Below are 13,605 nucleotides of genomic sequence, written 5' to 3'. Positions count from 1 at the left end.
TGCCGACAATCGCCCTGTCAGACAAACAACCTTTGGTGGCCGTCGGATTCCGACGGCCAACCTCGCTTTGGGATGTGGAGAGCCTTGAGTCAGAATGAATACGGAAAACATTGCATCGTCGGTTTGGATATTGGGACTACGACCGCAAAGGCCATCGCCTATCACCAGGACGGTACAGAAATCACGAGCTACAGCGCCCGCGTCCGCACAAACAGCGATGACGATGGCACCGCAGTACAAGACCCAGAAGAGGTGTACGCGTCCGTCACAGGTGTCTTTACGGCCGTCTGCCGCGACGTGATTGGCGCTGGTTTTACCATCGACGCAGTCGGGTTCAGTGCAGCGATGCACAGCCTGATCCCGATGGACGACGAGAATACGCCGCTGTTCCCTGCCATGCTTTGGTTGGACGCCCGGCCATCCCAAGAAGCGACTTCGCTGTGGAACAGCCCCGTCGGCAAGGATATATATCGCCATACGGGCACCCCGATTCACGCCATGGCACCGGTTGCGAAAATCGCGTGGTTTCGTCAGGCCTACCCGCAACTGTTCAAGCGAACAGCACGTTTCGTGTCCATTAAGGAATACGTCTGGCACCGCTGGTTCGGTGTATGGGAGGTCGATCACGCCATCGCCTCCGCCACGGGCCTCTTCGACGCCACGGCGTTTGACTGGTATGCCCCAGCCCTGACATATGCAGGCATTACACCGAAACAGCTATCGACGCTGGTTCCGACCGACCATATCCGCACGCTCGATATCTCGCCGTGGATTGGCGACGTGACGAAGTCCGTCTCGCAAATTCCCGTGTGTATCGGCGGATCGGACGGCGTATTGGCTACGGTCGCCGCGGGCGCTATGAATGGCGAGAAAATGGTCCTCACCATGGGTACTAGCCTGGCCATTCGCACAGGGTATCGTCATCATTCATCTCACGAGTCAATTCGTGCGTTTTCCTACCCACTCGCAGAGGACCAATATGTGGTCGGCGCGCCGAGCAACAGCGGCGGCGTGGTGCTCGACTGGTTATACCGCAATGTGTTGACGGAAGCGGGCGAACAATTCGCCGAGCGATTCCCGCTCCTCGTCGAGGAGGCAGGAAACCTCACGGCAGACGACCTATTTTGTATTCCGTATGTATCCGGAGAGCGTGCACCGATTTGGGATGAATCGGCGTCCCTGTCGTTCATCGGCCTCAAAAGATATCACAGTCAGGCGCATTTCATGCGCGCGGGGATTGAAGGGGTTTTGTTTAACGCCTACTGGATTGCGCAACAGCTGATGACATCGCTTGGCACGCCAAAGCGCCTGATTGTCTCAGGTAAGTTGTTTCAACAAGCGTGGGTTCGTCAGTGGACGGCAGATCTGTTCAATGTGGAAATCGAAGCACAAGCGGAGATTGACGGTGCCACACTGGGGGCAGCAATGGTCGCGAATGAAGCAATTGGCAACAGGCCGATGGAGATTCACCACGAGGCTTTGGACGTGACAACACCGTCCGCCGACGCGCACGAGCGCCTCGTTCAGAAATTCGAGCGGTTTCGCCAGCTCTGTACGGCAGTCTTGCCAGAAACGAGCGCGAACTCAGCCGCGCCGCAACTGCGTTGAACCGCCGACAATCACATCCGATGCAATTTTCTTCTCACCCGGTACGGTCACATTTGCTGTCTCGCCAGGTTTCTCCAACCTGTCGAGCAGCATTTCCCCGGTAATCGCTCCCATAGCATCGACCGGCTGCTCCACACACGTCAAAGACGGTTTCACCAATTCAGCCCAGTCCGGTCTATCAAACGTGGCAATCCCCAATTCGCTGGGTACGTGTAGCCCCAACTCCATCAGTTTGGGGTAGAGCCGCAGCATCAACAACCCATTTCCAGTATAGATAGCGATTGGCGCCTGCGCTTTCACGGCTACTAGTCCGTCCAGAACGGCCTGGAAGGTGTCTTCCCGCTCGCGGTCCACGGTGACCACAAAGGGCGCCACAGAGTGGACCTGACACGCGCTGAGATAGCCCTGGAGGCGTTCCCTGCGGGTATGTACACCATCCTCCGCCTCCGTCACATAGAGCACGCGAGAATAGCCCTGGTCGAAGAGATGCTCAGTCAGGCGTTGGGATGCTTCCAGATTATTTGTGATGACATTCGTGACGTGCGGAATCGAATATGCCCGATCCACGAGGATGACTGGAATTTGCTTTGCGATTTCAGCGAGGAGATTTGCATTTTTACCATCGCTTTGCAGCACCATCGCGTCAACGCGCTTGGCGTGCAGCGACTGTACAACGGCCCGTTCGCGCTCCGAATCGCCACCGGTTTCACTGACAAACAAATGATACCCAGCAGGCGACAAAACCTGGTTGAGCGAGCGCATAAAGCCGACGCAAAACGGATAACTCATGTTGACGACCACGGCAGCCACAATTTTGGTGCGGTTGCCTTTCAGTCCCTGTGCAAGGGCGTTCGGACGGTAGCCGAGATTGCGTATCACTTCCGCAATGCGGCTGCGCGTGGCCTCACTCATCGAGTCGTAGCGCTCGTTGAGGTACCGTGAAACCGTGGTGATTGACACGCCGGCATGACGGGCCACATCCTGAATCGTGACGCGTTTATCCACTCGTGTCGCCCCCCTCGACCATCGTCCGTCGTCCTCCCTTACACTGTACAGCGTTGTTCCTTAGGCGGGTACTGCCGCGCTTGCGCCAGAATCCCGCCTAACATCACCTGACCGTTACGCCTTTTCGACAGCGTGGCCGCCGAACTGGTTGCGAAGTGCAGCCTGCACTTTGCCTGTGAACGTGTCGGTCTCTTCGGAACGATAGCGCATCAACAGTGACATCGTGATAACCGGTGCAGCCACCTGGAAGTTGAGCGCCTCTTCAACGGTCCATTTGCCTTCGCCAGACGAGTGAACAACACCCTTAATCTGCTCCAGCCGCGGATCTTGACGGAACGCACTCTCGGTCAATTCCATCAGCCAACCGCGGATGACGGAGCCGTTCGACCAGCAGCGTGCCACTTCTGCAAAGTCGTAGTCAAATGGGCCCTTCTCCATGACTTCGAAGCCTTCGCCGATAGCGGCCATCATGCCGTACTCAATGCCGTTGTGCACCATTTTGCAATAGTGACCACTGCCGGCGCGTCCCGTATAGACGTAGCCGTTTGGCACAGCGGTGTCGCGGAACAGCGGTTCGATGGTCTTGAACACTTCAGCGTCGCCGCCAATCATGTAGCAAGCACCGTGGCGCGCGCCTTCCGTACCACCAGACGTACCGACGTCGAAGAAGTAAATGCCATGCTTGGACAGATCTTCAGCGTGGCGGATACTCTCTTTATAGTGGGAGTTACCACCCTCAATGATGATGTCGCCTTTGGACAAGAGCGGCGTCAGTTGGTCAATCAAGTTGTCAACTGGTTTGCCGTGTGGAACCATCAACCAGACGATGCGTGGAGCCTGCAGCTTCTCGACGAGGTCTGCAATCGACGATGCGCCAGTCGCGCCTTCTCCTGCCAAGCGCTCTACAGCTTTCTTGTCGAGATCGAATGCGACGACTTCGTGCTTGTGGTCCATCATATTGAGGGCCAGGTTGTACCCCATTTTTCCAAGTCCAATAATACCAATCTGCATATTTCTCTCCATCCTTTCTGTGGCCGACCAAAGCAGGCGCGACATATCTTCATGATGCGCGATGAATGATGTCTGGTTGCGCTTGTATCGGTCGATCCTTTTCATGTATACTGCCTGACGTTGCGCAAAGGAGTGTCCGTTCGAATGTTAATCATAGGAATCGCCGGCGGGACAGGCTCCGGGAAAACGTCAGTGGCAAGGGCTATCCTTGAACAACTCGGTGCCCAATCCGTCGCTCTCATTTCCCAGGATGCCTATTATCAAGATCATTCCGACCTGCCGTTTGAACGTCGCCAACAACTCAACTACGACCATCCCGACTCGTTTGACAACGACCTGTTGCGCGAGCATGTGACCACATTGCGACAAGGCGGGTCCATCGAGATGCCCATCTATGACTTCAAGACGCACAATCGGAGTGCACAAACCATTCATGTGCCCGCCCGACCCGTCATCATTCTAGAAGGCATTCACGTCCTCGTCGATCCCGAACTAAGGGCCCTGCTCGACATCAAGGTGTTTGTCGATACCGACCCAGATGTTCGAGTCTTGCGGCGCATACGGCGCGATATTGAAGAACGTGGTCGCAGCATCGAATCAGTTTACGACCAGTACCTAAGTACTGTCAAACCGATGCACGACGCATTTATCGAGCCGTCCAAGCGGTTCGCCGACCTCATTATCCCGGAAGGCGGCCAAAATCAAATTGCAATTGCCTTGCTGACGACCCGCGTCAGTCAGTTCCTCAGTGAAAACAACTGAATGATTACTGGCTGATAGCCGTCTCGAGCGCGATTTCCATCATCTCGTGGAACGTGGTCTGGCGCTCTTCGGACGTAGTCGCCTCACCGGTCAAAATATGGTCACTGACTGTCAAAATGGAAAGCGCCTTGGCATCAAATTGTGCGGCCAATGTAAATAGGGCCGCGCTTTCCATTTCCAGGGCCAGCACGCCGAAGTTTGCCCACTTCTCCAGGTCCGCTACGCCGTCGTTGTAGAACAAATCCGTCGTGAAAACGTTGCCGACCTTCGCATCTACGTTTCTCTCTTTTGCCACTTGGTATGCCTTATACAGCAAGTCAAAACTCGCGGTCGGCGCATAGTCCATCTGGCCAAAGCGCAAGCGGTTGACATTGGAATCGGTAGAAGCGCTCATCGCCAGAATCACGTCGCGCACGTTGATGTCCTTTTGAATCGCGCCGCACGTACCGACCCGAATCAACGTTTTAACGCCATACGACTGCATCAGTTCTGTGACGTAAATGGAGATGCTGGGCACACCCATGCCAGTCCCCTGCACGGAGACAGGAACTCCTTTGTACTTGCCAGTAAATCCGTACATCCCGCGAACCTCGTTATAGCAAACGGCGTTGTCGAGATAGGTCTCGGCAATATACTTTGCCCGCAATGGGTCGCCAGGCAACAAGACCCTATCTGCGATAGACCCTTCTACAGCACCAATATGTACACTCATTCCGTCCCCCCCTTTTTGAGGATTATGTCGGCTGTGGCACTGAACTTTTTCTGTGTGACAACCTCCTCCATCATACCATGAGACGCTTGCCAGTCTCCATGTGTTCGGTATGATGAGGGGAGACAAACTTGCGAAGGAGCTGCCGCAGTGAATTCAGCTGAAGAAATTATCCGTTATATCTCAGAAAGCAAAAAGCGTACGCCTGTTAAGGTGTACATCAAAGGCCGCCTTGATGACGTCACGTTTCCCGAGGGCATTCAATCGTTCGTCAACGGTGGTGCCGGCGTCATTTTTGGTGAATGGTCCGACGTCGAAGCGTTTCTCAGCCAGCACAAAGATGTGATTGAAGATCATGTGGTCGAGACGGATCGCCGGAATTCCGCCATTCCACTGCTCGACACCAAGGGCATCCAAGCCCGCATTGAGCCTGGCGCTATCATCCGCGACAAGGTGACCATTGGCGACAACGCGGTCATCATGATGGGCGCAGTCATCAACATCGGTGCAGAAATTGGATCCGGCACGATGATTGACATGGGCGCAATTCTCGGCGGCCGCGCCACGGTCGGGAAGAATTGTCACATCGGCGCTGGTGCCGTCCTGGCTGGCGTCATTGAGCCTCCTTCAGCGAAGCCTGTGGTCGTAGAAGACGATGTGTTGATTGGCGCGAACGCAGTCGTTCTGGAAGGCGTGCGAATTGGCAAAGGCTCAGTCGTAGCGGCAGGAGCAGTGGTGATTGAAGATGTCGCGCCGGGCACGGTTGTCGCCGGGGTTCCAGCGCGCGTCATCAAGCAAATCCACGAGACGGACAAGTCCAAAATCGAAATCAAGCAGGAACTGAGACGTCTATGATGGACGCTGTCCGACTCGCATCCGTGCGGCAGGCGTTTCACCAAATTCCCGAGTTGGGGTTCGAAGAACATCAAACCCAAGCGCTACTGCTGTCGCTTATCTCCGAGCTGCCGCAAACGCACCTTCAGGTGACGACGTGGCGTACCGGCGTCTTGGCGCTGGTGCGCGGCTCCGCGCCGACGCGGCGAATCGCCTACCGGGCAGACATGGATGGGCTGCCCATTCGCGAGGAGACGGGCGTTCCCTTCGCGTCAACCCACGACGGCATGATGCACGCTTGTGGTCACGACGTTCACATGACGATTGGGTATGGCCTGTTGTCCCACTTCGCCACCAACCAACCTGTGGACGACATCCTATTTGTCTTTCAGCCAGCCGAGGAAGGCCCAGGTGGCGCACTGCCGATGCTCGCCAGCGACGAGTTTCAGGCGCTGCGCCCCGATGCGATTTTTGCGTTGCACGTTCAGCCGGATTTGGCCGTCGGCCAGATTGGGCTGCGCCCAGGCATCCTGTTCGCCAACACGTCAGAATTGTTCATTGACTTGATTGGTCGCGGCGGTCACGCAGCCTTCCCTCATCGCGCGAACGACATGGTGGTCGCCGGCGCGCAGTTCATCGGCGCCATTCAGTCCATCGTCTCGCGCAACATCGATCCGCTCGACTCCGCCGTCATCACGATTGGCCGATTGGAAGCGGGGACCAAACAAAATATCATCGCGGAGCAAGCCCGCATTGAGGGGACCATTCGGGCGCTGTCGAACGATACGATGGGACTCGTCAAACAGCGGATCGAATCCGTACTCGACGGCATCGCTCGCATGTTTGACTGCACGTACGCCCTCGACTATGGTGCGAACTACTACCAGGTGTGGAACGAAGAGCGGCTGACAGAAGGATTTATCTCGTTTATTGAAACCCGGTCACTGGCCCGCGTCGAACGCGTGCCGACGGCGATGACAGGCGAGGATTTTGGCTACTTCCTGCGGGACATTCCTGGCTTCTTGTTCTGGCTGGGCGCAGAAACCCCCTATGGCCTGCACCACGCGAAGATGCTGCCGAATCAGGCGTGCGTGGAGGTGGCGCTGAAGGTGCTCATTCCCTACTTCACGGAGCGCGGCTACCTCGGCGCATTGTAAATCTACGCAAGGGACCAGCAGATGAACTAGATGGACTGTCCGCCCCTGCAAGGGCGGACTTACGTCCACTGCATTACGACGTATCGATAAATGCGGATGCCCAGTAGGATAATGGCAATCAGAATAAAAATAGCCGCGCCTACGTACGTGCGGGATTTTCTTGTATTGTTACGCATCGTCTCGCCCCCTCTGCCATAGCTTGGCTCGCAGAAGGGGCAATCATGCACAGACACTTATTGCACCCGTCGTGCCACGGGCCAGACTCGAGAGCCCGGAAAATCTCATTTTAACCTCTACAGCGCGCTACAAAACGCCCCATCCGTTCAAGCGCTTCGCGCAGCTTGTCAGGCTCACAGGCGTACGACAACCGCACGTATCCTTCCCCCAACGCACTAAAGGCGTCGCCTGGTATCACTGCCACGTTCGCTTCCTGCAACAAATCTGTGGCGAATTGTTGCGACGACTTCCCGCTCGATGTGATGTCCGGAAACGCATAGAACGCACCTTGTGGCTCCACAATATGAAGCCCCATCTGACGCAGGCTCTCTACAACCAAATCGCGGTTCTGCCGGTACTGTTCGCGCATCGGCTTGGCGTCGTGGCGTCCATCCTCCATGGCGGCAAGGGCCGCATACTGACTAATGGAGGACGCGCAAGTAATACTGTATTGCAGCAGTTTGACCATTTCTGCAGTGATTTCCGCAGGGGCAAACGTAAAACCGATGCGCCATCCAGTCATACTGTGCGACTTCGATAACCCATGGATCACGATAGAGCGATGCCGCATGTCAGGGAGCGTCGCCAAACTCACGTGCTGCTCTGCAAAATGCAACTCGCTATAAATTTCATCCAGAATGACATACAAATTCGTCGGCCGAAGGGCGTCGGCCAACTCCGACAATTCCTCGCGCGTGTACGCCACGCCCGTCGGGTTGGCCGGCGACGCCAGCACAATCGCCTTCGTGCGTTCATTTACGTGCGCCTTGAACGATGCAGGCGTCACTTTAAATCCGTCGCTTCGCGTGTCAATCAACACAGGATTCGCGCCCGCCAGACGCACGACCGGTTCATAACCAGGGTACGCGGGGCCGGGAATCAACACTTCATCGCCCGGCTGCAACAGCGTGCGCAAGCTGATATCCAACGCGTGCGTAGCACCCGCCGTCACGAGTATTTCCGTCTCAGGGTGGTATTCGAGCTGAAACTTGTCACTGTAGTACATAGCCACAGCTTGCCGGAGCGCGGGCAAGCCGCGGTTCGGCGTGTAAGTCGTACGGCCGTCCTCGATAGCAGCCGCCGCGGCCCGCCTCACGTGCTCTGGGGTCGGCCAGTGCGGTTGGCCTATGGTCAGCGAGATGGCATCCGGATAGCTTGCAACCAAGTCCGTAAATTTACGAATGCCGGAGATTTGTAGTTCGCGCGTGATTGGGTTCAGTTTGTACATCGGGCACTCCTCGTCTTCCTGCCTGCTGGGGCATATCTGAATATAGGCAGTATAGCACCGAGCGCTAGGAACGGGGTGCGCGCGTCGTTGAGATCCCCCTAGACTTGTCGATAGTCCAATTTCTTGATATATTCAACTGTGGATAATTTTTTGAGCGCATCACAACACAACCTATGCACAGCTGTGTGACTGGCGGTAAACGTGGAGCACCACGAGGAAGCACGGCTGAGAAAATTGTCGACCGCCTGGGCATATTACCCAGGTGGTCGTTTGCATTTTTTCGCGCATTCCATGACATCCATGGTGATTGGGTGGTTGCGCAATGTGATTGCAAGTGGACATGTGGATTCTCGCGTAGGCAAACGGAGAGGGCTGAAAAGAACGCATGACGACTCGTTTAGAGGGAAAACCAGTGGCAAACGCGCTGAAACAGGAATTGGTCGAAGCGGTCGCACGATGGCAGTCGCAAGGGGTATACCCCCGAATGGTCACCCTGCTCGTCGGCGACGACAAAGCGTCCCACGTGTATGCCATGCAAAAGGCAAGGGCCGCCCTTCGCCTCGGTATTCAGTTTGAAATCGTCCAACTACCCGGAGACACCCCAGAAGCAGATGTAGCAAGACGTGTGGAAGCGTTCAGTCGAGATCCGAACGTCCATGGGATTATGATAGAATTGCCGCTTCCACAGGGGATTGATAGTCAGCGAATCGTCAGCACCATCCACGCACTCAAGGATGTCGACGGCATGTCTCCTTGCCATTCGTTTGCAAAACCGTCCCCGGACGCAGCACTCTATCCGGCAACGCCACTGGCCTGTATCCGTCTACTCAAGCACTATGGCTATCCACTGCGCGGGCACGACGTCACAGTCGTCGGCTGCGGTCAGACTGTCGGCCTCCCCCTCATTCACCTATTAATCGCGGAAGGTGCAACAGTCGTCGCCTGTCACGAGTATACGCAGAACGTCCGCGCTCACTTGCAACGCAGCGACTACGCGTTTGTCGCGGTCGGCAAAGCGGGCCTGATTACCCCCGATATGGTGCACGACGGTTTAGTTGTGGTCGACGTAGGCATCTCACAAGGTGCAAACGGCGAAGTCGCGGGCGATCTCCACCCACAAGCCGCACCGCTCACCCGCGCGTACACGCCGACACCCGGCGGTGTGGGCGCCGTAACCACTTTGCAAATCTTTGCAAACCTCCTGCATGCCATGGACATGCAACACGCCTCCGGCATGCTGACTATCCCATCCCCGTAAAAGCACATCCCGAAAAAATGAACAGGGCTGTCGCAGCACATCGTGCACCGACAGCCCTGTTTATTTGAATTGGTCGTTTCAAGTCAACGCGAACTACTCGTCGCAACCCAGGCCCGCCGTTGTTGGCGTAACAGCGCAATCGGATCAAGCTTCGGCGCAACACCTGGCTTCTTCTCGACCTGAACCTGCGGTTTTGGCTGCACATCCGCAACAGATGGACGCGGCGCCTCCACTGGCTTCTCAGTCTCAGCGACCGGTTTCGCTTCCATCTCTACGGTCGTCCTCGTTACCACAGTAGGCGTGGCCGTGACAGGCGGCACGGAAGAAGGTGATACGGAATGAACCGCGTCGTCGCGAACTGCTTCCTCCGCCACCTCGGCAGGCTTCTTCACCTCGACAACATTCGCGGCGGCTGTGGTTTCCACCGTGGATTTAACAGGCTGTTGCGCGGTCGCCTGCGATTGTTGAAGCGATGCGACATGCTTGCCAATAATCTGCAGGACCTCGTAGCTGAAATCCCCGTTCAACTTCAGCTCCGTAAGGAATTCACACACCTCCGGCGGCGTGTCAGACGCGATGTAGACGTGAAACAAATCGCCATGTTTTAGTGCTTTCTTCCGCGTCCTTCTAGGCCTGCTTGTCAAACGGTCTCATCTCCTGCCGCGACTTCCGCGCCGAGTTGCACCCCGGTTTCCATTGCGGATTCAAGAGAGCGGAAGGTGCCCCGCAGATTGCGCAATTGACTATGCTCCTGCACGTCAAAGCGCAGCGGACGCCCTTGTCGCTCCACGTCCTTGATATAGCTCGCCAAAATCGTCGCACCGCCGCCAATAAACAGGAACTCCTCTGCTTCCGGCGCCTCAGCCCATGCGTCGAGAACCCTGTCTAAAACGTCCCGCGCCAGCTCAGTCAGGTACAAATTCGCAATATCCCCAATGTTGCCCTTCACAAGGCCCTGCCACTTGACCTCAAAATCCTTGTTGACGAGGCGCTCAATCACGTTGACATCGCTCTTAATCAGGTCTTGCCCCATCTGCGCGTTAAAGTCCTTGCGAATGCGGGTGATAATATCATTCAAATTAATGCGAAATCCGGTCGACGTGTAATCGTCGAGTTGCAGACCCGGCTTGAAAAACGCGATATCCAAGTCGATCCCGCCGAGATCAGCCACCCCAAACGACTTCTCGAGCAGCGTGCTCTTGGGTTCGCTGGCGAGATCGATAATGCCAGACACGTTATCGACGTTGATGCCATCCGGCAGCGAAATCTGAATTTCCACTTCGACGCCCTCATACTGCGGCGTCGACCGAAACGCGACCATATGTACACCGCGCGTGAGCTTGTCCGAAAAGGCTTGTGCCTCACTGACCTCGGCAATCGGCAAACCAATTCCCAGTTTCACCTGCGCGCGGATGCGACGCACACCGTTCGCAATTTCCGCCTTGTGCTTCGTTGCGATGGCATATGCGAGCGCGCCGAGCGTCGTAATCATCGTCTCTGGGCGCTGCGACTTCATCTGCGCCGCCTTGTGGCCGATAATTGCCTGCGCGCGCGGATGGCGCGAAGCCAGAACACCAATTTGAAAATGCCGTCCAAACCCTTCAGGGATAGAAGGTGACACAATTTCCAAATCGAGGTTGTCAATCGGATCCCCCTGATTGAGAATCACTTTCCGCTTCTGATCTGATTGGACCGTCACATTGGGAAACATAAACGTCTGATTGATGTTGTCGTAGGCCGCCTTGACAAAACTATTTCCATTATCCACTGCCACGGTAATGTTCGTATTCAAAAGCGTTGGGTCTTTACCCATGTAATTCATTCCTTCCGATTTCGTAGGGCTTCAACCTCGATTATATTTTTGATTCTCACAAATCGTCAACGCAATAACTAGTTTTGTAGTTGATGCATTGATGCATTGATGCATTGATGCATTATCTAGTTATGGAGTTGATGAATTAATCAATGAATGCATTGATGAATTAATGAATTAACTACATTAATTCATATACTAGTTAACTAGTTTAGTTAACTACCGAAAACCCAATCATACCAAGGCTTCCGAGGATTTTTACTCACCTGCGAAATCCCCCTTCCCCCTGGTTCAATCCCTCTCCTAGGGAAGATATGGAATCCCCTCTGGACACAATGTGAAAAGTTCGAGAGAAGCATCCTACGCTCGACGTGGAACATGGTTTCCGCGAACATGGAGCGCATCAAAATTCGCGTCATCCGGGCCCGTTTGAAGTACAATTAAATAGCAACTTGCGGAATGACTCGTGAACGGCCTTGGGCCCTTATGATAGCAGGCAATCAAAAGAAGGGCTGATAGAGGGGAACGCCCCCATCCCAGGGGAACGCGGCGATGGATTCGGGCCCGCGAATCTCTCGTGCGGAGCGGAGACTGAGCGTTGAGGGGGAGCGGCGGGATCGAGCAAGTCAGAGCCGGTGGAGCGGGTTCAAACACACAGGGTGCTCATCGAGGGCCAGAGAGAGGGCATCGGGGGCGGAGGCCCGAGAGCCGGGTCGAGGGGCAGGCCTGGAGAGGCCGGACGAGGGGCAGGCGTCGAGAGGGCAGTCCCAGGGAGGAGGACCGACGGGGCATTAAGGCACGAATTTGGTCTTATTTTGCCACCGGCGCGTCAATCCACTCAAATAAGACACAAAACTGACCTTATTGACGCTGGAATCGCCATTTTTCCCTACCATCCGAGTAAATAGAGCACAAAACATGCTCTATTTACGACACTTCCACAGGTTCCGGGCAAATAAGGCAGAAAAAGTGCCTTAAATCCGCCCGGCTGCTGCATGTACCGCGACCCTGCAGCCATCCCCCGCAGCAACTCCGCGCCTCTACAGCCGTCCCCACCCGCCACGGCGCAACCAACAAAGGAGAGATGCCCATGCCAGAGCACCCAGAGCACCCAGAGCACCAGAACGCGCGCCACAGCGCCTACGAAGATTTTGTCGAACTGCCGCCACAGCATCCGGGGCAAGCCAATGTTGTTTGTATCGGATGGTGGAGAGGGCATCGTGTGGCCATACGCACGGCCAGACAACAGGATGGGAGTCTAAACGAGTTCTACATAGGCGCTCGGCAGCTTTTCGGACTGCATATGCAAGTACCCTATCATTACCTGAACATATATGCTGTGCTTCGCGTACACAGCCGGCTCGAAATTCCCAAACTCTATTCGCTCTTCCCGCATCGTCCGACTGCCTATCAGCCGACGCATGCGTTTGTCGACGGACGCGCCGCCACGACCTTCGACGAATTGAGCGTCGCCGGCGCCAAGGCCTACGGGCGACACCTTGCCGCCATTCACTCCGTACAGGTATCCAGTGCTGGGATGGTAGGGACCCCCATTACACCGACGCAATTTCATCAGCGCCTGGCGGAAACCATCGAGACCTTTGCCAGCAACCAAGCGTTCGAAATGGACGATAAAACGCGGCAGACCGCGCTCGATACCGCCCAAGCGCTGCGCGGACAACCGCCTTTGGCGACAGAATTCGCGCCGATCATGCTCGACCAAGACCCGACACAGTACTTCCTTCGGAACGGTCAATTCACGCACCTGATAGACCTCGACTTTTACGTCTACGGACCTCCGGAACAGGAGCTTGTCGCACTGGAAGCGCAGTGGCCTGAGCGGTTAGCCGGCGCCTTTGTGGACGGGTATCGCGCCATTCGCGACTTTCCTACCTTGAAACGGGTGCGCCATACCTACCGGGTGCTCAATCGACTCCTGTGCCTTCAAGGCCGCCTTCCCTATACCACATGGCACGACCGCCCAGTTTTGTTCCCATGACGGCG

The 13,605-nt window shown here is 55.8% G+C and carries 12 protein-coding genes and 1 riboswitch; of the genes, 6 read left to right on the top strand and 6 right to left on the bottom strand.

The features are described 5' to 3' along the window. Positions 1–84 precede the first annotated feature (84 nt). Complete coding sequence (locus tag K1I37_RS02640) at positions 85–1,608, top strand: gluconokinase (protein WP_021298127.1); 1,524 nt, start codon at positions 85–87, stop codon at positions 1,606–1,608. Here K1I37_RS02640 and K1I37_RS02635 read toward each other — a convergent pair. Then, positions 1,585–2,613: a LacI family DNA-binding transcriptional regulator gene (locus K1I37_RS02635; RefSeq protein ID WP_021298128.1), complete on the bottom strand. Its 1,029-nt coding sequence runs from the start codon at positions 2,611–2,613 to the stop codon at positions 1,585–1,587. The genes K1I37_RS02640 and K1I37_RS02635 overlap by 24 nt on opposite strands. Before the next feature lie 114 nt (positions 2,614–2,727). Beyond that, positions 2,728–3,624, bottom strand: coding sequence for a phosphogluconate dehydrogenase (NAD(+)-dependent, decarboxylating) (gnd, locus tag K1I37_RS02630; protein ID WP_021298129.1), 897 nt, complete (start codon positions 3,622–3,624; stop codon positions 2,728–2,730). A 144-nt stretch (positions 3,625–3,768) separates the two neighbouring features. On the opposite strand from gnd, the gene udk reads away from it, so the two are divergent. Beyond that, complete coding sequence (gene udk, locus K1I37_RS02625) at positions 3,769–4,386, top strand: uridine kinase (protein ID WP_021298130.1); 618 nt, start codon at positions 3,769–3,771, stop codon at positions 4,384–4,386. Between the two features lie 4 nt (positions 4,387–4,390). On the opposite strand, the gene deoD is transcribed toward udk, so the two are convergent. Beyond that, positions 4,391–5,098 (bottom strand): purine-nucleoside phosphorylase, encoded by a 708-nt coding sequence (gene deoD / locus K1I37_RS02620; RefSeq protein WP_021298131.1) that lies wholly within the window; start codon positions 5,096–5,098, stop codon positions 4,391–4,393. Between the two features lie 147 nt (positions 5,099–5,245). On the opposite strand from deoD, the gene dapD reads away from it, so the two are divergent. Together dapD and K1I37_RS02610 are read left to right on the top strand one after the other, a co-directional pair. Continuing rightward, on the top strand, positions 5,246–5,950 hold the full coding sequence (gene dapD / locus K1I37_RS02615; protein WP_021298132.1) for a 2,3,4,5-tetrahydropyridine-2,6-dicarboxylate N-acetyltransferase: 705 nt from the start codon (positions 5,246–5,248) through the stop codon (positions 5,948–5,950). After that, a complete protein-coding gene (locus K1I37_RS02610) occupies positions 5,950–7,086 on the top strand; it encodes an N-acetyldiaminopimelate deacetylase (RefSeq protein ID WP_031219178.1) in 1,137 nt (378 codons plus the stop codon). Before dapD ends, K1I37_RS02610 begins: the two co-directional genes overlap by 1 nt. Positions 7,087–7,372: 286 nt before the next feature. Here the strand turns inward: K1I37_RS02610 and K1I37_RS02605 are convergent, their stop codons facing one another. Beyond that, positions 7,373–8,530, bottom strand: coding sequence for an aminotransferase class I/II-fold pyridoxal phosphate-dependent enzyme (locus K1I37_RS02605; RefSeq protein ID WP_021298135.1), 1,158 nt, complete (start codon positions 8,528–8,530; stop codon positions 7,373–7,375). Positions 8,531–8,705: 175 nt separating this feature from the next. After that, a riboswitch (ZMP/ZTP riboswitch) is annotated at positions 8,706–8,788 on the top strand. 127 nt (positions 8,789–8,915) lie between these two features. Between K1I37_RS02605 and K1I37_RS02600 the strand changes: the two genes are divergently transcribed. Next, a complete protein-coding gene (locus K1I37_RS02600) occupies positions 8,916–9,788 on the top strand; it encodes a bifunctional 5,10-methylenetetrahydrofolate dehydrogenase/5,10-methenyltetrahydrofolate cyclohydrolase (RefSeq protein WP_031219179.1) in 873 nt (290 codons plus the stop codon). Positions 9,789–9,871: 83 nt separating this feature from the next. Here K1I37_RS02600 and K1I37_RS02595 read toward each other — a convergent pair whose 3' ends face one another. Together K1I37_RS02595 and K1I37_RS02590 are read right to left on the bottom strand one after the other, a co-directional pair. Beyond that, positions 9,872–10,432, bottom strand: a complete 561-nt coding sequence (locus K1I37_RS02595) for a hypothetical protein (RefSeq protein ID WP_021298137.1) — start codon at positions 10,430–10,432, stop codon at positions 9,872–9,874. Next, complete coding sequence (locus K1I37_RS02590; protein WP_021298138.1) at positions 10,429–11,601, bottom strand: ParM/StbA family protein; 1,173 nt, start codon at positions 11,599–11,601, stop codon at positions 10,429–10,431. The genes K1I37_RS02595 and K1I37_RS02590 overlap by 4 nt, the downstream gene beginning before the upstream one ends. A 1,090-nt stretch (positions 11,602–12,691) precedes the next feature. Here K1I37_RS02590 and K1I37_RS02585 point away from each other — a divergent pair. Continuing rightward, positions 12,692–13,600, top strand: a complete 909-nt coding sequence (locus K1I37_RS02585) for an aminoglycoside phosphotransferase/kinase family protein (RefSeq protein WP_021298140.1) — start codon at positions 12,692–12,694, stop codon at positions 13,598–13,600. Positions 13,601–13,605 lie beyond the last annotated feature (5 nt).

This window comes from Alicyclobacillus acidoterrestris, from assembly GCF_022674245.1.
Taxonomy (GTDB): Bacteria; Bacillota; Bacilli; order Alicyclobacillales; family Alicyclobacillaceae; genus Alicyclobacillus; species Alicyclobacillus acidoterrestris.
Note: the sequence above shows the minus strand (reverse complement) of the source record. Positions and strands in the feature narration are given on the sequence as shown.

Coding starts and splice junctions, on each gene's coding strand:
- gnd (WP_021298129.1), bottom strand. CDS start 3,624: ATGCAGATTGGTATTATTGGACTTGGAAAAATGGGGTACAACCTGGCC.
- udk (WP_021298130.1), top strand. CDS start 3,769: ATGTTAATCATAGGAATCGCCGGCGGGACAGGCTCCGGGAAAACGTCA.
- deoD (WP_021298131.1), bottom strand. CDS start 5,098: ATGAGTGTACATATTGGTGCTGTAGAAGGGTCTATCGCAGATAGGGTC.
- K1I37_RS02610 (WP_031219178.1), top strand. CDS start 5,950: ATGGACGCTGTCCGACTCGCATCCGTGCGGCAGGCGTTTCACCAAATT.
- K1I37_RS02605 (WP_021298135.1), bottom strand. CDS start 8,530: ATGTACAAACTGAACCCAATCACGCGCGAACTACAAATCTCCGGCATT.
- K1I37_RS02600 (WP_031219179.1), top strand. CDS start 8,916: ATGACGACTCGTTTAGAGGGAAAACCAGTGGCAAACGCGCTGAAACAG.
- K1I37_RS02590 (WP_021298138.1), bottom strand. CDS start 11,601: ATGGGTAAAGACCCAACGCTTTTGAATACGAACATTACCGTGGCAGTG.
- K1I37_RS02585 (WP_021298140.1), top strand. CDS start 12,692: ATGCCAGAGCACCCAGAGCACCCAGAGCACCAGAACGCGCGCCACAGC.